The organism is Sphingopyxis sp. GC21 (assembly GCF_025727575.1).
Classification (GTDB): Bacteria; Pseudomonadota; Alphaproteobacteria; order Sphingomonadales; family Sphingomonadaceae; genus Sphingopyxis; species Sphingopyxis terrae_A.
In genome coordinates this window covers 3,683,294-3,707,115 of the sequence record NZ_CP095845.1, presented here as the reverse complement: position 1 = coordinate 3,707,115, position 23,822 = coordinate 3,683,294, and the positions used below count along the sequence as shown (strand labels likewise).

General features: G+C 65.5%; 32 protein-coding genes and 1 pseudogene. 14 read left to right on the top strand and 19 right to left on the bottom strand.

Going from position 1 to position 23,822, the window contains the following annotated elements:
* Positions 1 to 110: 110 nt before the first annotated feature.
* From MU856_RS17945 to MU856_RS17880, 14 genes and pseudogenes are all read right to left on the bottom strand, one after another.
* Complete coding sequence (locus tag MU856_RS17945; RefSeq protein ID WP_051066415.1) at positions 111 to 419, bottom strand: PGPGW domain-containing protein; 309 nt, start codon at positions 417 to 419, stop codon at positions 111 to 113.
* Positions 420 to 511: 92 nt separating this feature from the next.
* Positions 512 to 1,348, bottom strand: coding sequence for a hypothetical protein (locus MU856_RS17940; RefSeq protein ID WP_062901241.1), 837 nt, complete (start codon positions 1,346 to 1,348; stop codon positions 512 to 514).
* 105 nt (positions 1,349 to 1,453) lie between these two features.
* Positions 1,454 to 2,113, bottom strand: a complete 660-nt coding sequence (locus MU856_RS17935; RefSeq protein WP_263588126.1) for a glutathione S-transferase family protein — start codon at positions 2,111 to 2,113, stop codon at positions 1,454 to 1,456.
* Positions 2,110 to 2,565 carry a hypothetical protein gene (locus MU856_RS17930; protein ID WP_062901243.1) on the bottom strand — a complete coding sequence of 152 codons (456 nt, stop codon included), beginning with the start codon at positions 2,563 to 2,565 and terminating at the stop codon, positions 2,110 to 2,112. Before MU856_RS17930 ends, MU856_RS17935 begins: the two co-directional genes overlap by 4 nt.
* Positions 2,552 to 3,055, bottom strand: a complete 504-nt coding sequence (locus tag MU856_RS17925) for a VOC family protein (protein ID WP_263588125.1) — start codon at positions 3,053 to 3,055, stop codon at positions 2,552 to 2,554. The genes MU856_RS17930 and MU856_RS17925 overlap by 14 nt, the downstream gene beginning before the upstream one ends.
* Entirely contained in the window at positions 3,052 to 3,465 is a 414-nt protein-coding gene (locus tag MU856_RS17920) for a VOC family protein (protein ID WP_062901245.1), read from the bottom strand. Before MU856_RS17920 ends, MU856_RS17925 begins: the two co-directional genes overlap by 4 nt.
* Positions 3,466 to 3,488: 23 nt before the next feature.
* On the bottom strand, positions 3,489 to 4,289 hold the full coding sequence (locus tag MU856_RS17915; protein WP_062903049.1) for a VOC family protein: 801 nt from the start codon (positions 4,287 to 4,289) through the stop codon (positions 3,489 to 3,491).
* Positions 4,290 to 4,332: 43 nt separating this feature from the next.
* A complete protein-coding gene (locus MU856_RS17910) occupies positions 4,333 to 4,686 on the bottom strand; it encodes a DUF1428 domain-containing protein (RefSeq protein ID WP_234179376.1) in 354 nt (117 codons plus the stop codon).
* 69 nt (positions 4,687 to 4,755) lie between these two features.
* A pseudogene (locus tag MU856_RS17905) lies at positions 4,756 to 5,052 on the bottom strand (DUF1428 domain-containing protein); the annotation flags it as partial.
* Between the two features lie 35 nt (positions 5,053 to 5,087).
* Complete coding sequence (locus MU856_RS17900) at positions 5,088 to 5,756, bottom strand: glutathione S-transferase family protein (RefSeq protein WP_062901246.1); 669 nt, start codon at positions 5,754 to 5,756, stop codon at positions 5,088 to 5,090.
* Positions 5,757 to 5,760: 4 nt separating this feature from the next.
* Positions 5,761 to 5,979 (bottom strand): DUF4287 domain-containing protein, encoded by a 219-nt coding sequence (locus MU856_RS17895; protein WP_062901247.1) that lies wholly within the window; start codon positions 5,977 to 5,979, stop codon positions 5,761 to 5,763.
* Complete coding sequence (locus MU856_RS17890; RefSeq protein WP_062901248.1) at positions 5,976 to 6,659, bottom strand: glutathione S-transferase family protein; 684 nt, start codon at positions 6,657 to 6,659, stop codon at positions 5,976 to 5,978. Before MU856_RS17890 ends, MU856_RS17895 begins: the two co-directional genes overlap by 4 nt.
* Positions 6,660 to 6,683: 24 nt before the next feature.
* Positions 6,684 to 7,115, bottom strand: a complete 432-nt coding sequence (locus tag MU856_RS17885; RefSeq protein WP_062901249.1) for a VOC family protein — start codon at positions 7,113 to 7,115, stop codon at positions 6,684 to 6,686.
* 33 nt (positions 7,116 to 7,148) lie between these two features.
* On the bottom strand, positions 7,149 to 7,790 hold the full coding sequence (locus MU856_RS17880; protein ID WP_263588124.1) for a TetR/AcrR family transcriptional regulator: 642 nt from the start codon (positions 7,788 to 7,790) through the stop codon (positions 7,149 to 7,151).
* On the opposite strand from MU856_RS17880, the gene MU856_RS17875 reads away from it, so the two are divergent.
* The gene (locus MU856_RS17875) at positions 7,701 to 8,042 is read left to right on the top strand and encodes a hypothetical protein (RefSeq protein WP_412072802.1); all 342 of its coding nucleotides are present in this window, start codon (positions 7,701 to 7,703) and stop codon (positions 8,040 to 8,042) included. The two genes, MU856_RS17880 and MU856_RS17875, sit on opposite strands and share 90 nt — an antisense overlap.
* 30 nt (positions 8,043 to 8,072) lie before the next feature.
* Here the strand turns inward: MU856_RS17875 and MU856_RS17870 are convergent, their stop codons facing one another.
* Positions 8,073 to 8,435: a response regulator gene (locus MU856_RS17870; protein WP_003046733.1), complete on the bottom strand. Its 363-nt coding sequence runs from the start codon at positions 8,433 to 8,435 to the stop codon at positions 8,073 to 8,075.
* Positions 8,436 to 8,524: 89 nt separating this feature from the next.
* On the opposite strand from MU856_RS17870, the gene MU856_RS17865 reads away from it, so the two are divergent.
* The 4 genes from MU856_RS17865 to MU856_RS17850 are packed head-to-tail and all read left to right on the top strand — an operon-like array spanning position 8,525 to position 11,085.
* Positions 8,525 to 8,797, top strand: coding sequence for a DUF3572 domain-containing protein (locus MU856_RS17865; protein WP_263588123.1), 273 nt, complete (start codon positions 8,525 to 8,527; stop codon positions 8,795 to 8,797).
* Positions 8,794 to 9,435, top strand: coding sequence for an HAD family hydrolase (locus tag MU856_RS17860; RefSeq protein ID WP_263588122.1), 642 nt, complete (start codon positions 8,794 to 8,796; stop codon positions 9,433 to 9,435). Before MU856_RS17865 ends, MU856_RS17860 begins: the two co-directional genes overlap by 4 nt.
* 29 nt (positions 9,436 to 9,464) lie before the next feature.
* The gene (locus tag MU856_RS17855) at positions 9,465 to 9,929 is read left to right on the top strand and encodes a RidA family protein (RefSeq protein ID WP_003046743.1); all 465 of its coding nucleotides are present in this window, start codon (positions 9,465 to 9,467) and stop codon (positions 9,927 to 9,929) included.
* Between the two features lie 7 nt (positions 9,930 to 9,936).
* Positions 9,937 to 11,085 carry a GNAT family N-acetyltransferase gene (locus tag MU856_RS17850; RefSeq protein ID WP_263588121.1) on the top strand — a complete coding sequence of 383 codons (1,149 nt, stop codon included), beginning with the start codon at positions 9,937 to 9,939 and terminating at the stop codon, positions 11,083 to 11,085.
* Between the two features lie 4 nt (positions 11,086 to 11,089).
* Here MU856_RS17850 and MU856_RS17845 read toward each other — a convergent pair whose 3' ends face one another.
* The gene (locus MU856_RS17845) at positions 11,090 to 11,404 is read right to left on the bottom strand and encodes a sel1 repeat family protein (RefSeq protein WP_003046750.1); all 315 of its coding nucleotides are present in this window, start codon (positions 11,402 to 11,404) and stop codon (positions 11,090 to 11,092) included.
* 142 nt (positions 11,405 to 11,546) lie between these two features.
* On the bottom strand, positions 11,547 to 12,386 hold the full coding sequence (gene panC, locus MU856_RS17840) for a pantoate--beta-alanine ligase (protein WP_263588120.1): 840 nt from the start codon (positions 12,384 to 12,386) through the stop codon (positions 11,547 to 11,549).
* 84 nt (positions 12,387 to 12,470) lie between these two features.
* Here panC and MU856_RS17835 point away from each other — a divergent pair, with 84 nt between their 5' ends.
* The 6 genes from MU856_RS17835 to MU856_RS17810 all read left to right on the top strand — a co-directional run bounded on the left by MU856_RS17835 (position 12,471) and on the right by MU856_RS17810 (position 18,108).
* Complete coding sequence (locus MU856_RS17835) at positions 12,471 to 13,280, top strand: division plane positioning ATPase MipZ (protein WP_234179341.1); 810 nt, start codon at positions 12,471 to 12,473, stop codon at positions 13,278 to 13,280.
* 25 nt (positions 13,281 to 13,305) lie between these two features.
* Positions 13,306 to 14,700, top strand: a complete 1,395-nt coding sequence (gene pgmG, locus MU856_RS17830; protein WP_234179343.1) for a phosphoglucomutase/phosphomannomutase PgmG — start codon at positions 13,306 to 13,308, stop codon at positions 14,698 to 14,700.
* Positions 14,701 to 14,807: 107 nt separating this feature from the next.
* Complete coding sequence (gene lptB / locus MU856_RS17825) at positions 14,808 to 15,620, top strand: LPS export ABC transporter ATP-binding protein (RefSeq protein ID WP_062901258.1); 813 nt, start codon at positions 14,808 to 14,810, stop codon at positions 15,618 to 15,620.
* Positions 15,621 to 15,634: 14 nt separating this feature from the next.
* Positions 15,635 to 17,089, top strand: coding sequence for an RNA polymerase factor sigma-54 (gene rpoN / locus MU856_RS17820; RefSeq protein WP_263588119.1), 1,455 nt, complete (start codon positions 15,635 to 15,637; stop codon positions 17,087 to 17,089).
* A 184-nt stretch (positions 17,090 to 17,273) separates the two neighbouring features.
* Positions 17,274 to 17,399 carry a type B 50S ribosomal protein L36 gene (gene ykgO, locus MU856_RS17815; protein WP_003046794.1) on the top strand — a complete coding sequence of 42 codons (126 nt, stop codon included), beginning with the start codon at positions 17,274 to 17,276 and terminating at the stop codon, positions 17,397 to 17,399.
* Between the two features lie 94 nt (positions 17,400 to 17,493).
* The gene (locus MU856_RS17810; RefSeq protein WP_217372945.1) at positions 17,494 to 18,108 is read left to right on the top strand and encodes an HAD family hydrolase; all 615 of its coding nucleotides are present in this window, start codon (positions 17,494 to 17,496) and stop codon (positions 18,106 to 18,108) included.
* Here the strand turns inward: MU856_RS17810 and MU856_RS17805 are convergent.
* Both MU856_RS17805 and MU856_RS17800 read right to left on the bottom strand, forming a co-directional pair.
* Positions 18,090 to 18,527, bottom strand: coding sequence for a DUF4279 domain-containing protein (locus MU856_RS17805; RefSeq protein WP_217372944.1), 438 nt, complete (start codon positions 18,525 to 18,527; stop codon positions 18,090 to 18,092). The genes MU856_RS17810 and MU856_RS17805 overlap by 19 nt on opposite strands.
* 8 nt (positions 18,528 to 18,535) lie before the next feature.
* Positions 18,536 to 20,692 (bottom strand): S9 family peptidase, encoded by a 2,157-nt coding sequence (locus MU856_RS17800; protein WP_263588118.1) that lies wholly within the window; start codon positions 20,690 to 20,692, stop codon positions 18,536 to 18,538.
* 70 nt (positions 20,693 to 20,762) lie between these two features.
* Here MU856_RS17800 and MU856_RS17795 point away from each other — a divergent pair, with 70 nt between their 5' ends.
* From MU856_RS17795 to MU856_RS17785, 3 genes are all read left to right on the top strand, one after another.
* On the top strand, positions 20,763 to 22,589 hold the full coding sequence (locus tag MU856_RS17795; protein ID WP_263588117.1) for an aminopeptidase P family protein: 1,827 nt from the start codon (positions 20,763 to 20,765) through the stop codon (positions 22,587 to 22,589).
* Positions 22,590 to 22,599: 10 nt separating this feature from the next.
* Positions 22,600 to 23,061, top strand: a complete 462-nt coding sequence (locus MU856_RS17790) for an acyl-CoA thioesterase (protein ID WP_186401384.1) — start codon at positions 22,600 to 22,602, stop codon at positions 23,059 to 23,061.
* 276 nt (positions 23,062 to 23,337) lie between these two features.
* Positions 23,338 to 23,802, top strand: coding sequence for a hypothetical protein (locus MU856_RS17785; RefSeq protein ID WP_234179347.1), 465 nt, complete (start codon positions 23,338 to 23,340; stop codon positions 23,800 to 23,802).
* Positions 23,803 to 23,822: the final 20 nt, after the last annotated feature.

Below are 23,822 nucleotides of genomic sequence, written 5' to 3'. Positions count from 1 at the left end.
TCTTCAATCGGTGCAACGAAAAAGGGCCGCCAAGCGAGGGCGGCCGCTGATCGAGGCGCGGATAAGCGAGAGTCGGGCGAAAGTCAATCGCTCTCGATGCCCGATCGCGATCAATCCGCATCGAGCGCCTCAAGCGCGGCGCGGGCGCGGCGGCGCGCGGCGCTGACCCGGCGCATGACACGGTCGGTCCAGGCGCCATAGCGCGGATGGCGCCGCTTGAAGCGGACATAGCGGCGTTTCGCCCACGCGCTGTTCTGCAAGACAAGCATCAGTCCGACCGGAAACAGGATGATGAAGCCGGGGCCGGGCAGCGGGCCGATAAGCACCGCGACGATCATCAGCAGCCCACCGAGACAGAAGAGCGCGCTGCGCACCTGCGCGTTCGATCGCAATCGCTGGTATAAGCCGCGCTTTGCCATGCCGGGCGATGTGGGGAGCGGGCGGGTGGGTTACAAGACTAAAACACGTCGTTCCCGCGAAGGCGGTGGCAACGATTTAAATTGATCGGCGTTCAGTTCAGCGGGACGAAGCGCGCCATGTCGTCGCGGGTCAGATAGCGCACCTGATCGAAGGGGGTGGCGTTGGTCAGCGCATAGAAGGCGCGCGCATGGGCGTCGTCCATGCCCATTTCGCGGTAGAGGCCGATATATTCGGCGTGAACCGGATCGCTCGCGGGATAGTCCTTTGCCTCGCGTCCATATTCGTCAGCCCAGCTGTGGACACCGAATTCGGCGTCGGGAGCGGCGCGGCGGGTGGAACCGGCGAGCCAGAGCTCGACCGCACCCGACCGCACCGAACCGCCGCTCGGGACGACGGTTTCCAGACCCGCCCGGCGAATTGCGCGGGCGAGAATCAGATTGGCCTCTTCATCGAGGCTGCCGGGGCAGTCGATCATCTCGAGCCGCCTCACCCCGGGAAAGGCCGCGAGCATCGCAGCGAACTGGCGCGGTGTCGCACCGTCGACATCGCCGCTCATTCGCGCCGTCGTACCGTCGACGACCGCAAAGGGGCCAAAGCGCGCCTGCGTCGGGCCGCGCGTCGCCAGCCCGGCGCCGGGCGCATAACGCCGCGTCGCGCCCAGATCGGCCTCGCCGGCAACCGCAGTATCGCCGAGCAGGGCGGCGGTGTCGTCGTCAGCCGCGAATTCGTCCGCATCGTCGGCGAATTGGGCGCCCGCATTCCCGGCGTCGGACGCGTTGTCATCGATCCATGTCACGGTGGTCGTCACCGTGGTCGTGACCGTCACGAGTTGCTGCGCCCGCGCCTGCGGCGCGAAGGCGAGCAGCGCCGCGAACAACGCGACGAGAAGCGTCCGGGCGAGCGCGGCGGGGGCGACAGGCGAAACCATCGACCCGCCTTCGCGCGCGCGCCGTTCCCAAATGGCAAAGCAGCACCGTCAGCGCGGCGTTAACCGCATATCGGGACGCCCCCAGTCAGTTCGGAACGCGGAGGCTCAGTCGCGGTCGGGGGCGCCGAGGGGGAAATAGCTTCGATAGGGCCGCGCGTCCTCGACGCAGCGCGCCACCGACGGCCGCGCGAGCAGGCGCGCGCGGTAAGCGCGCAATTTGGCGTGGGCGGGATCGATCGGATGCACCCAGTCGGCATAGAAGAGCGCTGGCGCCGCGGCGCAATCGGCCAGCGTGAAGCCGTAGGGCGTCGCCCAGTCGCCATCGCCGAGCCGCGCCTCGAGCCAGCCATAGACCTGTTCGAGCTGATCGCGCGCGCGGGCGACGCGGGCCAGATCGGGCGTTTCGGTGATGAAGGGCAGATATTCGGCGACCGCGGCCTGAAAGCGCGCCTGGAAATGATTGTCGAATATCCGGTCGAGGAAGCGCACCTCGAGCGCCGCCCGCGGATCGGCGGGAATCAGCCGCGGGCCGGCGTCGGAGCGCTGATCGAGATATTCGGCGATGATGCTCGCCTCGAACAGCTGGCGCCCGTCATCGACGATCAGCGGAAACTGCCCGACCGGCCAATGCGCCCGCAGTTCGTCATAATTGGTGAAGGGCGGCGCGGTTTCGATCGCCCGAAATTCGTGCGCGACCTCCTTTTCGTAAAAGGCGATCTGCGCCTTCCACGTATAGGAGGAAAAGGGGTGGCCATATAGGATCATCGGTCATTCTCCTGCTCCATCGACAGCCAAGCGAGCGGCAGGCCGATGAAGGCGATATGCGGAAACAATGCGATCGCGCCCCGGGCGAGATCGGCAGGCGGAAACGGGGCTCCGAAACGCAGTGGCAGCACGATAGCGTTCATCACCAGATAGAGGATGACACCGTAAAGTGTGCCGCTGAGCCACCACAGCCTGCGCAGCGCGGGGATTCGCGCCGCCGCGGCGAACCAGACGCCGACCATCGCCGCCATGATCGCGTAATGGGTGACGAGCCCGGCGAGCGCCCCCGCCGCGCCCCAGTCGGCAGCACCGTCGCCAAAGGGGCCCTTGGCGACGCCGCGCAGCATCCGCCCGGGATCGCTGCCCGCCAGCACGCTCCACGCCGCAGCATAGAGGATGTCGAGCGTGCCGCAGAGCGCCCAGGCGAAGAGGAAGGGGTTACGCCGCGCCAACGGCGTCGCCCCGCACCGCCGCCTCGATCGCCGCGATGTCGATCTTTTTCATCGTCATCATCGCATCAAAGGCGCGTTTGGCCACGCCCTTGTCGCTGCTCGTCGTCGCTTCGATCAGAACGCGCGGGGTGATCTGCCAGTTGAGGCCCCATTTGTCCTTGCACCATCCGCACGCGCTTTCAGCGCCACCATTGCCAACGATCGCGTTCCAATAGCGGTCGGTTTCTTCCTGCGTTTCGGTCGACACCTGAAAGGAAAAGGCCTCGCTGTGCGGAAAGATCGGGCCGCCGTTCAGCCCGACGCACGGGATGCCCAGAACGGTGAACTCGACCGTCAGCGCATCGCCCTGCTTGCCGCCGGGAAAATCGCCGGGGGCGCGGTGAACCGGTCCGACCGCGCTGTCGGGAAAGGTCGCGGCGTAAAATTGCGCCGCTTCCTCGGCGTCCTTGTCGTACCAGAGGCACAGCGTCACGGGGGGCTTGCCCATCATTCGTCTCCCTTCAGCGGATGGCCGATCGACCAGAGGTGGCCGAAGGGATCCTTCACCTGCGCGTAACGGTCGCCCCAGAACATGTTGTCGGGCGCCATCACCGACGTCGCGCCCGCCGCGATCGCGCGGTCGTACCAGCGGTCGGCATCGTCGACCTGCAGGTGCAGCGTCACGCCCGACGGCGCGGCCATCGCCTCGCCCGAATATTCGGGGAAATCGTCGTGCATCATCAGCGACGATCCGTTAAGCAGCAGATGCGCGTGCATCAGCCGCACACCGTCCTCGGCCGGCATGCGCACCTGTTCGACGGCGCCGAACGCCTGTTTGTAAAATTCGATCGCCTCGCTCGCGCGCTTGTCGGCGATCGCGATATGCGGGGTCAGTCCGCCGGTCGGTCCTTGATTCTCCATCGTCTCTCTCCCTTCTTTAGGGTTCAGCGGCGCGGGCCGACGAGGCCGAAGGCGGCGCCCTGCGGGTCGAGCCCGGTTGCGGAAAATTCGCCGCCGGGGATTTCATGCGGCCCACTGAGCAGCTGCCCGCCCTCGGCGGCAACGGCGGTCAGCGCGCGGTCGATGTCGTCGACGCCGATATAATAGGTCCAGGCGGATACCGGCATCTGCGGCATGCGCGGCATGACCGCGCCGATGCCGATGTCGCCGAGTTGCAGGAAGCGGTAGCTGCCCATCGCGCCCATATCCATCGCGCCCTCCTGCCCCCAGCCGAAGTGGCGGCGGTAGAAGGCGATCGCGGCGTCGGGGTCGTCGGTCGACAGCTCGTTCCAGCGGACATGCTGCGCTTCCGTCACCGAAAAGACGTCGCTCGTCATGCCCTCCATGCCCGGCGGCGGAGCGGGGTTCATGACATAGAAGGGCGCGCCCTGCGGATCGCTGACCATCGCGATGCGGCCGACCGGAAGATCGGTCGCGGGCATATGGACCGCGCCGCCGTCGGCGACGATCGCGGCGACCGCCGCATCGACGTCGGGCGTGTAGAGATAGCCGAGCCAGCCGGGGCGGGCACCGCCCGCGAGCATATCGGCATTGAGCGCCAGCATGCCGCCGGCATTGCCGCCGTCGCTGCGCCCGATCATGCGATAATCGACCCCGCCGGGCGCCGCGGGATCGGCGGCGCCCGCAATCGTCCAGCCGACGACGGCGCCATAGAAGCGTGCCGCGCCGTCGGGATCGCCGGTCATCAGTTCGTACCAGATGAAGCTGCCCTTGGGGTTCGTCATCATCATTCTCCGTTTCACATCTGGGGAAGGAAAGGCGCTGAGGTCAGGCGTCGAGAATCGGCGCGAAGCCGCCGTAGATCATGCGCTTGCCGTCGAAACACTGGTCGGCCGGGTCGTGCCGCATGCGATCGTCGGCCATGATCTTGTCCCAACCCGCGACGCGCGTTTCCCTGTCGGGCCATTCGATCCAGCTGAACACGATATTTTCGTCCGCTCCGGCGTGGACCGCGCGGCGATAGTCGGTGACCTTGCCGTCGGGCACATCGTCGCCCCAGCATTCGAGGACGCGCGTCGCGCCATGGTCGAGAAAGACGACCGCGGCCTTTTCGGCGAGCGCGCGATAGGCGTCGCGATTGGCGGTCGGAACCGCGACCAGAAAGCCGTCGGTATACCCCATCGGGCCGCCCAGCCCCTCCTCGACGATCGAGGCGAAGCCCGCGACGATCATGCGCTGGCCGTCGAAGGGCATCGCCGCGCCCATCGCCTGCATGCGCGGATCGCTCATCATCTTTTCGGTCGCGGCGTCGCGCGCCGCGCGGTCGGGATATTCGAACCAGGAAAAGACGATCTCCTCGCCTTCCTTTGCCTGCACCGCGGTGCGGAAGTCGTTGACCTTGCCGACGGGGACGTCATCGCCCCAGCATTCGACATGGCGGCGGACGCCGAATTCCTTGAACAGCGCCACCGCATCGGCGGCATGGTCGCGATAGGCGTCCTTCGCATTGGCAGGCACCGCCAGCACAAAGCCTTCGACATAGGTCATCGTCTCTCTCCATTTTTCTTTCCAGGGGGATCAGGTCATGCGGCGCTCGGCTCCTCGGTGAAGGCTGCGAGCTGCGACGCGAGCGCACGGCCGAAGGCGGGGCGATCGAGGCAGCGCGCGAGATAGGTTTCGAGCCGAGGATGTTCGGCAACGACGCCCGCTTCTATGCCTTCGCGCAGCACCGTCGCCATCGCGATATCGGCGACGCTGAAGTCGCCCGCGAGATACGGCCGGTCGCCCAGCGCCTCGGCAAGCTTGCCGAGCCGGGTGCGAATGAATTCGAGCAGGCCGGGACGGCGCAGCCGTGCCCATTCCTCGCCCGCCGCGAAAATCTCTATGTTCGACAGTTCGAACATCAGCGGTTCGACGCTGTTGTAGGCGGCGAAGAGCCAACTCGTCACCGTCGCGCGCCCTTGCGCGTCGCGCGGCAGCAGCGCGGCGTCCTTTTCGGCGAGATGTAGCAGGATTGCGCCGCTTTCGAACAGGCGGACATCGCCGTCGCGCAGCACCGGCACCTGCCCCCACGGCTGGTCGAGAAAATGATCCGCGGGCCGGTTGACCGCGCTGATCAGCCGCTCGGCATAATCGACGCCCATTTCCTCGCACGCCCAGCGCGGACGCAGGTCGCGGACGAAGCCGCGCGCGAAATCGGGTACCCAGTCGAAAGCGGTGATTTCGATCGCCGCATCGGATTTGACGCCCATTGCCCTACTCCCTCTTGCCCTTGATGAACGCGACGATCGACATGGCGTGCCCATGGCCGAGCCCGAAATCCTGCTTCAACCAGTCGACCACCGCGCCGGCCTTGACGCCCGCAGCAAGCCCGCCCGCGTCGGCAAGGCCGCGTTCGATGGCGAGCGCGCGCAGCGCCTCGGCCGACTTGCCGGTCCTGGCCTCGACATTGTCGAGATAGGCCTGAAAGCTCATGACGAGACTCCTTCTGTTTCGGACCGATCGGCGAATAGAGCCCACTGCGCATCGAAGGCGCGCCGAAAGGCTGGTCGCGCCTCGCCGCGCGCGACATAGGCGGCGAGCCGGGGGTGCCCATCGAGCAACCCGGACGCCTTGAGCCGGCGGAGCACGGCGATCATCATGAGATCGCCAGCGGTGAAATTTCCCTCGAGCCATTCGGCATCGCCTATCCGCATCGCGAGCGCGGCGAGCCGCGCGTCGACCGCATCGACGAGCATCGGCAGCCGCCGTTCGTACCAGTCGCTGTCGCGTTCCACCAAGGACGCCATTGCATAGTTGACGATCGGCGGCTCGACCGTGCTCAACGCCGCGAACATCCAGCTGATGGCCCGCGCACGGACATGGGTGTCGTCGGGCAGCAGGCCGGCATGCCGCGTAGCGATATGCAGCACGATCGCACCCGATTCGAACAGGACGAGGCCGTCCTCCTCATAGGCGGGAATCTGACCGAATGGCTGACGCGCGACATGATCCGGCTGCTTCATGGCGGCGAAAGGCAGCGGACGGACGCGATAGGCGAGCCCCGCCTCTTCGAGTGCCCATCTCACGGGCATGTCGCGCGCCAGACCGCGCCCGCGGTCTGGCGAAGCTTCAAAGACCGAGAGGATAATCGGCGCTTCGGGATCGACGGGCATCGCTTCTCTCCTCGCGCGCGCGGCCTAGGCGCCGGCGGCTTGGACAGCCGCCTCGCCGTTCGCGACGGCGGGGTCCATCCAGAACGGCCCCCAGACATGGCCGTCGGGGTCGAGGAGGTCTCGGCCGTACATGAAGCCATGATCCTGCACCGGGTTGATGTCGGCGGTGCCGCCGTGCGCCGCGGCGGCGGCTATCATCGCGTCGACCGCCTCGCGGTCCTCCATCGCGAGCGCGAGGGACACCTCGCTGGCGCTCGTCGGCGGGATCGGACGATCGGTGAAGCTTTTCCACTTTTCGTGCGTCAGCAGCATCACGAAAATGCTGTCGGACCAGACCATCGCCGCCGCAGTCTCGTCGGTGAAGCGCGGTTCGTTGGTGAAGCCGAGCGCTTCATAGAAGGCCATGGATTTCGCGAGGTCGCGAACCGGCAGGTTGACGAAAATCATCTTGGACATGGGCGGCACTCCTCTTCCTGGGGGGATTTTTCGTCAGGTCCGCCCGAACAGCATGTGGACATAACGCGTCAGATGCGCGACACTTTCCCGGGCAATCGCCGGGTCGTTGGTGGTTTTGGCCAGAACGAAGCCGCCCTGCAGCACCGACTGGATATGCCGCGCGAGATCGAGCGCGCTCATCCCCGCGGGTGCGCCATAGGCCTGCATCGCGGCTTCGATGTCGGGGGCAAGCGCCTCGCAATAGGCGGCGATGCTCGCCTCGCACGCCAGCCGGATCGGCTCGCTGGTGGCATAGGCATCCTGCACCATCGTCCCGACGAAGCAGGTGAAGCCGTCGACCGGGCCGTGCAGCAGCGAAAAGCGAAAATCGATATGGCCGAGCAGCCGGTCGAGCGGATCGTCCAGTTTCGTATGCGGCAGCATGTCGAACATCGGCCGTGCCCGTTCGGTCCAGGCTTCGGCCGCGGCGACCGCCAATGCCTCCTTCGATTCGAAATGATGGAAGAAGGCGCCCTTGGTCACGCCGGCGGCGGCGCAGATCTGGTCGACCGTGGTCGCGGCATAGCCCTGACGCCGCACCTCCTGATGCGCGGCGGCGATCAGCCTGTCGCGCGCGCTGCCACGCGGTGCGCGAGGGGCCGCAGCCGGGTCGGACGAAGAGTGAGTCGCGGTCATGAACGTCTACATACCAACTGGTTGGTATGCTGTAAAGAGGCACGGGAACGAGGCACCAATGCCGCGATCGAGGGTGAGCTGCTGGAAGCAGTCGCGACACCAGGCGAACCGGGGCGGCCGGTGCTGGCGCATGCGACAGAGGCGATGCGGCTGTCAGCGCGCGGCTACACCCGCATGCTATGCCTCGAGCGAACGATCGCCGATCTTGCGGGCCCGACTCGATCGGCCGGGTTCATACCGCCGAATCGCTGAGCTACCTTGGCAGGTGCCACGACACCAGGATCAGGCGAAAGCGCCGACACTTTCGATGAATTTGATGACCGAAATCGGTTTCGAGACATAGGCCTCGGCACCCGCGGCGCGAATCTGTTCCTCGTCGCCCTTCCCGGCATAGGCTGTGACGGCCATGATCGGTACCGCGCGCAGCGTCAGGTCGGCCTTCATCTGGCCGATCAATTCGAGCCCGCTGACGTGGGGCAACTGAATGTCCATGATGATGAGGTCGGGCGCTATTTCGCGCGCCTTGGCGAGCGCATCGCGGCCGTCGCGCACCGGGTGCGCGCTATAGCCATGGGCGTTGAGTAGGTCACAGAACAGGCGCAGGTTCAGCTCATTATCCTCGACGACCAGAACGGTCTTTCCCATGATGTTGAAGCTTTCCCCGCTTGCGTCCGCGGCCGGTTTAGGCGAATCGGCGGCGCGACACAATTGCTTCGCAGGGAAGGATTTTCGGCGTGAATGACGGCGACGCGGCGCTGGCGCTGCACGCGCTCGGCTGGATCCTGACCGACGAGCCGCGGGCCGAACGGCTGCTTGGAATGACCGGCCTGTCGCCCGAGAGGCTGCGCGCCGCGCTGGGCGATCGCGCAACGCTGGCGGCGATCCTCGGCTTTCTCGCCGCGCACGAACCCGACCTTGTCGCCTGCGCCGAAGCACTCGATATAGACGCCGAAGCCTTGGCCGCCGCCGCGCGCCGCCTCGAAGGACTGGAAGGACCAATGCAATGACCCGCCCGCTCGTCATCACCGATTGCGACGAGGTGCTGATGCACATGGTCGTTCCGTTCGCGCAGTGGGTCGACGAGGAACATGGCGTGATCTTTCGCATGGAAGATACGAGCTTCGCCGGCGCGCTGAAGCGCAAGGAATGCGGCACGCCGCTGGAAGCGGCCGAGGTCTGGCCGCTGCTCGACGGCTTTTTCCGCACCGAAATGCCGCGCCAATATCCGATTCCCGGCGCGCTTTCCGCGATGGCCGAAATCGCGCGCTATGCCGACATCGTCGTGCTGACCAATGTCGGCCCTGACCATCAGGCGGCGCGCATGGCGCAGCTTGCGGCCCTTGGCTTCGATGCACCGGTGATCGGCAGCCGCGGCGGCAAGGGCGAGCCGGTGCGCGCGCTGATCGAGGAGCGCCGGCCGCCGGTCGCGGTATTTATCGACGATCTCGCAAACCATCATCATTCGGTCGCGATCGAGGCGCCCGACGTGTGGCGCCTGCACATGGTCGGCGAGCCGGCGATCGCGGACAAGATACCCGCCGCGCGCCATGCCCATGCCCGTATCGACGACTGGGCGGCGGCGCAGGACTGGATATTGGCGCGGCTTGCCGAAAAGGCTCCGGCCCCGGCGCCGGAAGCCGTATAATCCCCCCAAACGAGACAGAAGGAATCACCATGGATATTGCCGCCAAGCTCGCCGACCTCGGCCTCGAGCTTCCCAAACCCGCCGCGCCGGTTGCCGCCTATGTCCCCGTCGTCGAGGCGGGCGGGCTGCTGCATATCAGCGGCCAGCTTCCCTTCCGCGACGGGCAGGTCGTGACCGGGCGGCTGGGCGCCGACACCGACGAGGCAAGCGGCTATGACGCCGCGCGGCGCTGCGCGCTGATGCTCGTCGCCCAGATCGGCAAGGCGCTGGACGGCGACTGGTCGCGGGTCGAAAAGATCGTCAAGCTGGGCGTGTTCGTGAACAGCGACCCCGCCTTCACACAGCAGCCCAAGGTCGCGAACGGCGCGTCCGAGCTGATGGAATCGCTGTTCGGCGAAGCCGGCCGCCACGCGCGCAGCGCCGTCGGCGTGTCGGTGCTGCCGCTCGGCGCGGCGGTGGAAGTCGATGCGATCGTCGCGGTGAAGCCCGCGTAAGCCCATCGTGGCCGAGGCTGACCCGCCCACCCGCACCCTGTCGCTCGGCACCGGCGTCGCCGCGATCGATGCGGCGGCGTGGGACGCGCTGGCGGGCGGCGGCAATCCCTTCGTCGGTCATGCCTTTCTGGCGCTGCTCGAAGAATCGGGAAGCGTTGGGCCGGGGACCGGATGGCAGCCCGCGCCCTTGCTGGTCGAGGACGGTGCGGGCCGGCTCGTCGCCGCGGCGCCCGCATATCTGAAGACGCACAGCCAGGGCGAATATGTCTTCGACCATATATGGGCCGACGCGTGGGAGCGCGCCGGGGGCGCTTATTATCCCAAGCTTCAGATCGCGGTGCCCTTCACCCCCGTGCCCGGACCGCGACTGCTCGCGGCCGAGGCCGACGATGCGACGCTGCTGCTGCGCGCAGCCGAGGCGGTGGTCCGGCAGAACGACCTGTCGTCGGCGCATGCGACCTTCGTTGCGCCCGACCAGATGCCGCTGTTCGAGGCGGCGGGCTGGCTGCTGCGCCGCGACATCCAGTTCCATTTCGCCAATCGCGGCTATCGCGATTTCGACGATTTCCTCGCCACGCTGACCTCGGCAAAGCGCAAGCAGCTTCGCAAGGAACGCGCGCGCGCGGTCCAGGGTCTGCGAATCGAGGATGTCAGCGGCGACGCGATCCGCCCGGAACATTGGGACGCGATGTGGGCCTTTTATCAGGACACCGGCGCGCGCAAATGGGGGCATCCCTATCTGACGCGCGCGGCGTTCGACATGATGGGTGCGCGCATGGCCGACAAGGTGTTGCTGAGCATCGCGTGGCAGGATGGGCGGCCGATGGCGGGCGCGATGCACCTGATCGGCGCCGACACGCTTTATGGCCGCTATTGGGGATGCCTGATCGACATTCCCTATCTGCATTTCGAGCTATGCTATTACCGCGCCATCGACCTTGCGATCGCGCGCGGTCTCGCGCGGGTCGAGGCCGGCGCACAGGGCGGGCACAAGCTGGCCCGCGGCTATGCCCCCGTTGCGACCTGGTCGGCGCATTTCATCGCCGATCCGGGCTTCCGCCGCGCGGTCGCGGACTTTCTGGAACGCGAACGGGCGGCCGAGGAAAGCGAAATGCAATGGCTGGAAGGGCAGATGCCGTTCCGGCGGAGCCGCTGAGGAATCAGGCGGCGTAACGACGCGCCGCCGGGCGGCGGGCGGTTTCGTCGAGCCATGCGCGCGCCTGGCGCTGCGCCTCGGCGATCTCGTCGCGGCTCATTTCGGCCGAAACGTCGGCGCGGCACTGCTGGCCTTCGATATTGCCGCCGAGCGCGGAAAGATTGAACCATTTATGCGCCTGGATCAGATCGACATCGACACCGCCGGTGCCGGTCGAGAAGGCCACGCCAAGGTCGAAATAGGCATTGGCATCGCCGCGCGCCGCATCGAGCAGTCGGCTTTCGATCAGATACTGGGCAGACTTCAGACTGTTAGCCATGATAACCCCCTGTCGCCTCCACCCCACATGGAGACTTCGGGGTCAAACCTTGCGGCTTATGGTCAACAAAGCGTTAATGGCGCGGTGATTTTTTTGGCGATAGGCGGAGAAAATGACAAAAATCCGCCAATTTTTCGTTTGATCAATCGACCGCATAATTGTCGATCAGGCGCGTTTTTCCCATCCGCGCCGCCGCCAGAAGCCGTGCCGGCGCGCGGAAGATCGTCAATCTTTCGAGGCTTTCGGCGTCGGCGAGCGCCACATAATCGACGCTGTCGAACCCGCCCGCGACGATTGCCGCCTCGGCATCGGCCAGCGCCTTCGCAACATCGGCACCGCCCGCGATTGCCGCCACCGCGGCCTTGAGCGCGCCCGGAAAAGCCACCGCGGCGGCGCGCTGTTCGGGCGACAGATAAGCGTTGCGCGACGACAGCGCGAGCCCGTCGCCATCGCGTGCGATCGGCGCGCCGAATATGTCGAGCGCGAAATCGAGGTCGCGCGCCATGCGGCGGATTATCGCCAGCTGCTGCCAATCCTTTTCGCCGAAGATGGCGACGTCGGGGCGCACCTGGTTGAACAATTTGGCGACGACGGTCGCGACGCCGTCGAAATGCCCCGGCCGCGCCGCGCCGCAATAGTCGGCGCCGAGTTCGGCCACCTCGATATGCGTGGCATGGCCGCCCGGATACATGGTCGCGACATCGGGCGCCCATAGCAGCGCCACGCCTTCCTCGACCAGCAGCGCGGCGTCGCGCGCCTCGTCGCGCGGATAGGCGGCATAATCCTCGTTCGGGCCGAACTGGGTCGGGTTGACGAAGATCGACACCACGACATGGTCGGCAACGCGGCGGCCCATGCGGACGAGCGACAGATGCCCGGCGTGCAGCGCGCCCATCGTCGGCACCAGCGCGACGCTCTTGCCGCCCTGCTTCAGCGCCGCGACCGCGCGGTGGAGCGTGGCGATGTCACGGATGATTTGCACGCTTGCCCTGCCTCCGATATTGGCGGCGCCAATACGCCCTTCATGCGGCTGCCATGCCGCGCCAACAGGAAAATCGCAACGGTCATGACGAAAGCCCCCCCGCACCGGATCATCTTCGCCAATGAAAAGGGCGGCACGGGCAAATCGACCTGCGCGGTGCATTTCGCGGTCGCGCTGGCGAGCCAAGGCTGGCGCGTCGCGGGGATCGACCTCGACCCGCGCCAGCGCACCTTCCACCGCTATCTCGAAAACCGCACCAACACCGCCAAGCGCCGCGGGATCGACCTGCCGATGCCACAGTTCGAGGTGTTCGAAGGCACGACAGTCGAGGAACTCGACGAACAGGTCGCGCGGCTGGCCGACGGGGTCGATTATTTCGTCGCCGACACGCCCGGCCGCGACGATGTGTTCGCCCGCCACCTTGCAACCACCGCCGATACGCTCGTCACCCCGATCAACGACAGCTTCATCGATTTCGACCTGATCGGTCAGGTCGACCCCGAGAGTTTTCAGGTCACCCGACCCAGCTTCTACTCCGAACTGATCTGGGACACGCGCAAGGCGCGGGCGAAAAGCGACGGGCGGACGATCGACTGGATCATCCTGCGCAACCGTCTGCAGCACGTCGACGCGCACAATATGCGCCGAGTCGGCGAAGCGCTGAACCAATTGTCGCGGCGCGTCGGCTTTCGCGTCATTCCGGGCCTGGGCGAGCGCGTGATCTATCGCGAGCTGTTCCCGGCCGGCCTCACCCTGCTCGACAAGGCGCATCTCGGCGGCATGGGGATCGGTCATGTCGTCGCGCGGCAGGAATTGCGCGAGGCGATGGCGGGATTGAACCTGCCGCAGCGCGAACGGCTCCACCCCGACGGCGACCTGTTCGCCGTCGCCTGACCCTCCATCCTCCCGAGAGGCATCCATGACCCATCGATTCCACCCGACGATGCTGCGCGAATATGACATTCGCGGGGTGGTCGGCGACACGCTGTCCGATGCGGACGCCCATGCCATCGGGCGCAGCTTCGCGACGCTGATCGCACGTGCCGGCGGCAAGCGGGTGGCGGTCGGCTATGACGGACGGCTGTCGTCGCCGATGCTCGCCGACGCGCTGATCGCCGGGATCAACGCTGCGGGCATCGACGCGCTCAATGTCGGGCTGGGGCCGACGCCGATGCTCTATTATGCCGCATCAACCGAAGATGTGGACGGCGGTATACAGATAACCGGCAGCCACAACCCCCCCGACTATAATGGCTTCAAGATGGTGTTTCAGGGCCGCCCCTTCTTCGGCGCCGATATCCAGCGGATCGGCGAAATGGCCGCGGCAGGCGACTGGGAAGCCGTCAACCCGGGGGGAGAAGGCACGGCGCAGAGCATCGACATCGTCGATGCCTATGTCGACCGGCTGGTCGAAGGTTTTGCCGGCGGCGCCTTCCGCATCGGCTGGGATGCGGGCAACGGAGCCGCGGGCACGGTGATCGAAAAGCTCACCGCGCGCCTGCCCGGCGAACATCATCTCCTCTACACCGATATCGATGGCCATTTTCCGAATCACCATCCCGATCCCACCGAGGAAAAGAACCTTGCCGACCTGAAGGCGCTCGTCGCGACAAAGAAGCTCGACTTCGGCGTCGCATTCGACGGAGATGGCGACCGCATTGGCGCGATCGACGGCGAAGGCCGGGTGATCTGGGGCGACCAGCTGCTGCAGATCTATGCCGCCGCAGTGCTGAAGGAACGGCCGGGGGCGACGGTGATCGCTGATGTGAAGGCCAGTCAGGCGCTGTTCGACCGGGTCGCCGAACTCGGCGGCAAGCCGCTGATGTGGAAGACCGGACACAGCCTGATCAAGGCGAAGATGAAGGAAACCGGCAGCCCGCTGGCGGGCGAGATGAGCGGGCATATCTTCTTCGCCGACCATTATTACGGCTATGACGACGCGCCCTACGCGGCGGTCCGGCTGATCGAGGCGGCGACGAAGCTCGGCAAGAGCGTGACGCAATTACGCGGCGAAATGCCCGCGATGGTCAACACCCCCGAACTGCGCTTCCAGGTCGACGAGGTGCGCAAATTCGCCATTGTGGACGAGGTTCTGGCGCGGCTGACCGCGGCGGGCGCAACGGTCGACCGCACCGACGGCGCGCGCGTGCTGACCGACGACGGCTGGTGGCTGCTGCGCGCATCGAACACGCAGGACGTTCTCGTCGCCCGCGCCGAGGCGAAGGACGAAGCGGCGCTCGCGAGGCTGATGGCCGCGATCGACGGTCAGCTTGCGGCGTCGGGAGTCGTACGCGGGCCGCAGGCGGCGCATTGACCGCTCATCTGCCTGCAAAAATCTTGCCAGATTGACCTTCGCTGCGTCGCTGGGGTAACGCGCGCAAGGGGGCAGCGACAGGAACCCAGAACGGAACCGAAGATCCTATGACCGACCAGTCCACCGCCGGCACGCTTTCCGACACCAATCACGGCGTCGCCGAGCATACCGCGCACGTCCAGCAGGACGCCGCGGCGGGCAACGGGCTGGCGGTTATTTCGATCGCCAAAAGCTATGACAAGCGCACCGTCCTGTCGGACGTGTCGCTGTCGGTCGCCAAAGGCGAAGTCGTCGGCCTGCTCGGTCCCAATGGCGCGGGCAAGACGACCTGCTTCTATTCGATCATGGGGCTGGTCAAACCCGACGCTGGACGCATCATGCTTGACGGCGCCGACATCACCGCGCTTCCCATGTATCGCCGCGCGATCCTGGGCCTTGGCTATCTGCCGCAGGAAACCTCGATCTTTCGCGGCATGACGGTCGAACAGAATATCGCCGCGGTGCTCGAACTCGCCGAGCCCGACAAGATCGCGCGCCAGCAGCGGCTCGACGAGCTGCTCGACGAATTCGGCCTGACCCGGCTGCGCAGCGCGGCGGCGATGGCGCTGTCGGGCGGCGAGCGACGACGCGCCGAAATCGCGCGCGCGCTCGCGGCCAACCCGTCGATCATGCTGCTCGACGAACCCTTCGCCGGCATCGATCCCATTTCGATCAGCGATATCCGCGACCTTGTCGCCGACCTCAAGACGCGCGGCATCGGCGTGCTGATCACCGACCATAATGTGCGCGAGACGCTGGACCTCGTCGACCGCGCCTGCATCATCTACGACGGCAAGGTGCTGCTTGCCGGATCGCCCGCCGAGCTGGTGGCCGACCCAGAGGTCCGCCGCCTGTATCTTGGCGAGGGCTTTTCGCTTTGATGCGGTAGTCGCCGATGGCGTTGGGTCCACGCCTCGATTTACGCCAGTCGCAATCGCTGGTGATGACGCCGCAGCTGCAGCAGGCGATCAAGCTGCTCGCGCTGTCGAACCTCGAACTCGAAGCCTATCTGGCCGAGGCGCTCGAAGGCAATCCGCTGCTCGATGCGACGCCGGGTGACCGCGAACCGGGCGATGACGAAGGCGGCGACGAAGCGCCGCCGTCCGACGGCCCGCCCGTCGACACCGACCTGGCGCTGTCGTCCGAAGCGGGTACCGCCGACGATCTCGACGTCGATTTTGCCGAGGAACGATTCCACCACGACAGCGCGAGCGATTCGGTGGGGCTGTCGGGCGATGGCGAGGGCATCGATTTCGACAGCTTCGCGGGCGACGACGGCACGCTTTACGACCATCTGCTCGCCCAGGTCGGTGAACGTTTTTCAGGCATCGAGGCGATGGTCGCCGAACAGATCGTCGCGCTGATCGACGAGGCGGGCTATCTGCGCGCCGAGCTCGCCGAGCTGGCGCAGCGGCTCGGCGTGCCACTCGCGCTGGTCGAGGCCGTGCTCGCGGGCGTCCAGAGCTTCGACCCTTCGGGTGTCGGCGGGCGCGACCTTGCCGAATGCATCGCGATCCAGGCGCGCGAGGCCGACCGCTACGATCCCGCCATGGCGACGATGATCGCGCATCTCGACCTGGTGGCGAAGGGCGCCTTCCCCCAGCTCAAGCGCATCTGCGGCGTCGATGACGAGGATCTGGCCGACATGATCCGCGAATTGCGCGCCTATGACCCGAAGCCCGGTCTGCGCTTCGGCGGCACCGCGACGCAGGCGGTCGTGCCCGACCTTTATGTCCGCCAGACCGCAAAGGGATGGGCGGTCGAGGTAAACAGCGGCACGCTTCCGCGGCTGCTCGTCAATCGCCGCTATTATACCGAACTGGCAAAGGACGCCGCGGCCAAGAGCAAGGCGTGGCTATCCGAACAGCTCGCGGGGGCCAACTGGCTGGTGCGCGCCCTCGACCAGCGTCAACGCACGATCGTCAAGGTCGCGAGCGAGATTGTGAAGCAGCAAGAGGGCTTTTTCCTCCACGGCGTCGCGCATATGCGCCCGCTGACACTGCGCCAGGTGGCCGAGGCGATCGGGATGCACGAATCGACCGTCAGCCGCGTTACCAGCAACAAATATCTCTCCTGCGCGCGCGGCCTGTTCGAACTCAAATATTTCTTCTCGTCGGGGATTTCGGCGACCGAGGGCGACGGCGCGGTGTCGGCCGAAGCGGTCAAGAGCCGGATCAGGGCGATGATCGAGGCCGAAGACCCCAAGGCGATCCTGTCCGACGAGACGATCGCACAGAAGCTGTCGGCAGAAGGCCACGACATCGCGCGGCGCACCGTGGTCAAATATCGCGAGGCGATGGGCTATGGCTCGTCGGTGCAACGGCGGCGGCAGAAGGCGCTGGCGGGGTGAAATTTTACGCCCCCTCTTCGTCGCCCGGGACTTGATCCGGGGTCCATTCCCACAGCGCCGGAATAGCGGATCCCGGATCAAGTCCGGGATGACGAAATTAAGGACGGGGGCGGTTGACTTTTCACCCGCTTCCCCATAGTTGCGCCGCTTCGCGTAACAACGCCAAGATTTACGGAACAGACCAATGAAGATTCGCAACAGCCTGAAGTCGCTGAAGGACCGCCACCGGGATAACCGCGTTATCCGCCGCCGTGGCCGCACCTATGTGATCAACAAGACCAACCGCCGCTTCAAGGCGCGCCAGGGCTAAATGCCTTGCCGGGACCGCGTGTCCCCGCGCATTTGCGAGTAAGCGTAACGCCGTCGGATGCTTCCGGCGGCGCTTTCGCGTGTCCGGAGCAGCCATGATTCGCCAGTGCGTCATTTTCGATGTCGGCCGCGTCCTGTTCGACTGGGACTTGCGCTACCTGTTCGCGAAGATGATCGACGATGCGGGCGAGCTCGAATGGTTCGTGACCAACGTCGTTACGCCGCAGTGGCATTTCCAGCACGACGCGGGCCGGCCGCTCGCCGACATGCTGCCCGAACTGAAGGCTGAATATCCGGCGCATGCGCCCCTGATCGACGCCTATGCGGCGCGCTTCAACGAGACGATTCCGGGGCCGATTCCCGGCAGCCTCGAACTGGTCGAGCGGCTCGACGACGCGGGGGTGCCGCTGTTTGCAATCACCAATTTCGGACATGAATTCTGGGAAGGCTTCCGCCCGACCCAGCCGGTGTTCGACCGCTTCCGCGATATCATCGTCTCGGGTACCGAGAAGCTGATGAAGCCCGACCCCGCCATCTACGCCCTTGCGATCGAGCGATTCGGCATCGATCCCGCTGGCGCCCTCTTCATTGACGACGTCGCACACAATATCGCCGGCGCCAAGGCGGTCGGCATCGCGGGGCACCGGTTCGTCGATGCGGCGACGCTGGAGCGCGAGTTGGTGGCGCGGGGCTATTTGTCAGCCACCTGATGGGTTTTGCTACCCTCGGGCGCGTAGATATCAAGATCCAGATACAAGCCGCGATCTGCTATTTCGGCCAACGTCTGGGAACATATCCGCAAACCTTCGTTTCTCTCTTCAAGGAAGAGGCCGCAGAAGAGGCGCCCAGCAAAGCGTGCAGCAAGTTCCTGCCAAATGGCCGTATCGCGGGTCAGCGGTGCGAAAATGGCCTCTACCTGGCCCGGCAAGTCGCCGGGAATCGATCTCGGTACCTGCAGCCTCCAAGATCCGGTGCGAGCGATCCGCTCACTGCCGCGGGGCGTCTTCCACTTGGCACCTTTCGCAACGCTGAAGGTTGGCGTTGCTCCAAGCCGGTTGGAAATGTCGGCCGGATCGAGATCGTCGCCAAAGAAACCTAGCGAGACTGCGGTTTCATGAAGCTCGACCATCTTCCCCCCTATTTCTCCACCCCCAACTGCGTCAGCACGAAGGCATATTCCTCGGCATCTTCGTGGAGCGCGCCCCAGCGGCCCGATTTGCCGCCGTGGCCCGCGCCCATGTTGGTGCGCAGCAGCAGCGTCGCGTCGTTCGTGCGCGTCGCGCGGAGCTTGGCGACCCATTTGGCGGGCTCCCAATAGGTCACGCGCGGGTCGTTGAGGCCGGCCGACACCAGCATCGGCGGATAGGCTTTCGCCGTCACATTGTCGTAGGGGCTGTAGCTCAGCATATAATCGAACGCCGCCTTGTCGGTAACCGGATTGCCCCATTCGGGCCATTCGCCTGGGGTCAGCGGCAGCGTTTCGTCGACCATCGTGTTGATGACATCGACGAAGGGAACCCCCGCGAGCACCGCGCCCCACAGCTCGGGCGCCTCGTTATAGATCACGCCCATCACCTGCCCGCCCGCCGAGCGGCCTTCGACCGAAATCCTGCCGGCGCTGGTGTAGTTTTTCGCGATCAGCCCCCTCGCGACATCGATGAAGTCGTTGAACGTGTTCTTGCGCTCGGTCGTCTTGCCCGCGAGATACCAGCCGCGGCCCAGATCGTCGCCGCCGCGGACATGCGCGATCGCATAGATCATGCCGCGATCGACGAGGCTGAGCCGCGTGGTCGAAAAGCCCGGCGGGACGCGATAGCCGTACGAGCCATAAGCATAGAGATGCATCGGCGCGCTGCCGTCGAGCTTGGTGCCCTTTTTGTAGACGAGCGAGGCGGGGATCATCGTCTTGCCGTCGCGGCTCGGAAGATTAACCCATTCGGTTACATATTGAGTTACATCGTAACCCGACGGGATTTCCTGCACCTTGAGCGTTTCGAGCGTTCCGGTCGCCAGATCATAATCATAGACCGTGTCGGGGGTGACCATCGATTCATAATCGAGCCGCAGCTTGTCCTGATGATATTCGGGATTGTCACCGAGGCCCGCCACATAGGTCGCCTCGGGAAATTTGATCCGGCCGGGGGTCAGCGGCGCGTCATAGCGGCGTATATCGACCTGATCGAGCCCGTCCTCGCGCGCTTCGATGACGAAATAGTCGCGGAATATCGACAGGCCGGTGATGTAGCTATGATCCGATCCGGGGATCAGCGTGGTCCACCTGCCCGGATCCTTCACGCTCGCGGTGGCGATGCGGAAGTTGGGATGCACGTCATTGGTGTGGATGTAGAGCGTGCCGTCGCGCTCATCGACGCTGTACTCGCGGCCCTTCTGGCGCGCCGACACCAGTTGCATCGGCGCTTCCGGGTTATCGGCGGGGAGAAGATAGACCTCGCTCGTCTCGTTATCGCCCGTCGCGATCACGATATAATTGTCGGCGGCGGTCTTGCCGATCCCCACCCCGAAGCCGATGTCGGGTTCCTTGTAGAGCAGCTTGTCGTCGGCAACACTCGTCCCGAGCTTGTGCAGCCGGACATTGTCGGTGCGCCAATTCTCGTTCGCGAGGCCATAGAGGATTGCGTCGTTCCCCGACGTCCAGACGAGCGAGGACAGCGTGCCCGGGATAACGTCGGGCAGCTGTTCGCCCGTTTCGAGATTGCGGATGCGCGCCTCGAAGCGTTCGGAGCCATTGTCATCGAAGGAATAGGCCATCAGCCGGCCGTCGGGGCTGATCGACAGTTCGGCGAGGCGGAAATATTCCTTGCCCTGCGCCATCGCGACCTCGTCGAGGATCAGCTGGGTCTGGCCCGCGCCGGACGCGGGCTTGCGATACCATTTCTTATATTCGGCGCCCTCGTCAAATTCGACCCAATAGAGCCAGTCGCCGTCCTTCTGCGGCACCGACGAATCGGCTTCCTTGATGCGCCCCTTCATCTCCTGAAACAACGTCTCGACCAGCTTCGCGTGCGGCTTCATCGCCGCATCGAAATAGGCGTTTTCGGCCTTCACATAATCGAGGATGTCCGCGTCATCGATCACCGGATAGCTCTGGTCGCGGAGCCAGAAATAGGGATCGGACAGCGTTTTGCCGTGCAGCGTGACTTCGTGCGGCCGCCTGTCGGCGACCGGGGCGGCGGGGCTGGTGGTCAATATCGTCTCTTTCTCTTCGGCGAACGCGCTGCCGGGCGCGACAAGCGGGGTGGTAATTGCGGCCAGAAACATCCAAATAGCGCGCATCAAGAAAACCCCCGCAGCGTCGCCCCGGTCGGGCAGGAATTGGCTGCGATGTAGAAACAAGGAACAGCGCATGTCCACCCCCGACCATGCAGACCGCCTCGCCCGCCTGCGCGCCGAACTCGCGCGCCGGGGCCTCGACGGCTTTGTCGTGCCAATCAGCGACGAGCATTTGAGCGAATATGTCGGCGCCTACGCACAGCGCATGGCGTGGCTGACCGGCTTCGGCGGATCGGCCGGAACCGCCGCAGTGTTGCCGGCGAAGGCGGCGGTGTTCGTGGACGGCCGCTATACGGTGCAGGTGCGCGACCAGGTCGACGGATCGCTTTATGACTATGTCGGGGTGCCGCAGTCGAGCGTCGCCGAATGGCTGGGCGCCAATGTCAGCGCCGGGCAGAAGATCGGCTATGACCCCTGGTTGCACGGCATCGACTGGGCGCGTGGCCTGGCGGCGACGCTGACCGCGAAGGGCGCCAGCCTGATTGCAGTCGACAGCAACCCCATCGACGCAGTGTGGGACGACCAGCCGGCGCCGAGCGCCGCGCCGATCGCCGTCTATGATACCGAGCAGGCGGGGCAGTCGGCGGCCGACAAGCGCGGCGTGATCGCCGACTGGCTGAAGGCGCAGGAGCTCGACACCACTGTGATGACCGCGCTCGATTCGATCGCCTGGACCTTCAACATCCGCGGCGAAGACGTCAGCCACACGCCCGTCGGGCTTGCCTTTGCGCTGCTCCACGATGACGCCACCGCCGACCTGTTCGTTGCGCCCGAAAAGATTACCGACGCGGTGCGCGCGCATCTCGGCAACAGCGTGCGCATCCACGACCGCACCGCCTTCGATCCTGCGCTCGCCGCACTGGCGGGCAAGCGTGTCGCGGTCGACCCCGACCGCGCGGTCGCTGCAATCTTCACCGCGCTTGAAGGCGCGGGCGCAAAGATCGCGCGCCACCGCGACCCGGCGGTGCTGCCCAAGGCGATCAAGAACAGCGCCGAGCTTGCCGGAACCCGCGCCGCGCACGTCCGCGACGGCGTCGCGGTCGCGCGCTTCCTCAAATGGATGGAAGAGGTCGCGCCGCAGGGCGAGCTCGACGAACTTGGCGCGGCGGCGAAATTGCGCGCCTTTCGCGACGAAAGCGGCGTTTTGAAGGATCTGTCCTTCGATACCATCTCGGCCGCCGGTCCCAACGGCGCGCTGCCGCATTACAAGGTCGATGAAACGACCAATCGCGCGATCGAGACGGGCACGCTCTATCTCGTCGATTCGGGCGGGCAATATGCCGATGGCACGACCGACATCACGCGCACCATCGCGATCGGCGAACCCAGTGCCGAAATGCGCCGCCGCTTCACCCAGGTGCTGAAGGGGCATATCGCGCTCGCAACCGCGCGCTTTCCCAAGGGGACGCGCGGCAGCCAGCTGGACATTCTCGCGCGCCAGTATCTGTGGGCCGACGGGGTCGATTATGCGCATGGCACCGGCCACGGGGTCGGTGCCTATCTGGCGGTCCACGAAGGGCCGCAGCGAATTGCCAAGCCCGCCGGCGGGCAGGCAGGAACCGAGGAGCCGCTCCACGCGGGCATGATCCTGTCGAACGAGCCCGGCTATTACAAGGCGGGCCATTTCGGCATCCGCATCGAGAATTTGGTGGTGGTCGAACCCGTCCGGATCGAGGGGGCCGAGGAGGATATGCTGGGCTTTGAAACCATCACCTTCGCGCCGATCGCGCGCAATCTGATCGTCGGGGCGATGCTGTCGCCCGCCGAGGCCGACTGGCTCGACGCCTATCATGCCGAGGTGGTCGAGAAGCTGTCGCCAGGGATGGTCGCCGCCGACCGCGAATGGCTGGCCGCCGCCTGCGCGCCGATCGATCGCGGCGTCGCCGCGCTCGCGGCCTGAGGGGCGCGGCATGGACCGGGCCAACTGGTCAGTCCCGCGCGCCGATTTTCGCGTCCAGCAGGATGTGCGCGTCCGCTTCAACGAGATCGACGGCCAGAATATCGTCTTCAGCGGCAATTATCTGATCTACGCCGACATCGGCGTGACCGAATATTTTCGCGCGCTGGGCGAAGGGCAGCCGGGCCCCTATTTTCACCAATATGGTACAGATATCCGCGAAGTACATAGCGAAATCGACTATCACGCGCCGGCCCGGCTCGATGAGTTGATCACCATCGCGGCGCGCGTCAGCCACTTCGGGCGGACGAGTTTCACGCTCCACTGTGCAATATTTCGCGCCGCCGAACGGCTGACCGATATCGAGATCAGCTACGCCCATCTCGACCTCGATACGGGCAAGCCGACGGCGCTTCCGGGAAGCTTTATCGCCGAAGTCCGGCGATTCGAAACCCGCTTGCCCATTCAGGATTGAGGTGGGCGGTTCGCGCCGAACGTCGCCGATTCGCGTTTCTCCACCAAAAAGGTCGAAAAAAAAGGGCCGCCCGAGGGCGACCCTTGAAAGTTTTTGGGAGAGGATGCCTAAAAGGCAAGTGTGATATTGCACTGCACAATTGATTGTGCAACTGCGAAATAAGCATCCGGCATTGCAAAATTTGCAATCGTTGGCATCGATAGCATGCAAAGCATGCAATCCTCTCCGCGCGCACACCCCCTCGCAAATGGGCGCGACATCGCCTAGATTGACGCCATGTCTATGCTCAAAAATTGGGATGTCGGCGGCGGCCTGTCGGATTTCTGGGCCTACATCCGCGAACCGCGCCCGCACCGCTGGACGGTGTGGGGCCTCGCGATCGTGCTGCCGCTGCTGATCTTCTACGGCTTTTCCAAATATCTTGTGCCCTACGAAAGGCCCAAGCCGCAGATCATCTATTTCGAAAACTGGAAGGCCGACCGCAGCGAAGCGGAGATACGCGCCGACTGGGTGGCACGCGCCAAGGAAACGACGCGCGCCAACGCCAAGCGCCGCGCCGAATTCCAGCGGCTCGCGGACATGATGGGGGTCGAGTATGACGCCAGCGAAGCCGAGAAGGTGACGCGCGAGACGCTGGGCAAGGAAGCCGACGCCATCGAAAAGAAACCCGAGCCGCCAAAGCGCTCGACGCTCGCAGAGCGGGCAGCGCGTGGCGCGGCGGCGCCCGCGACCCAGCCCTGACCCCGGTGCGCGCCGATGCC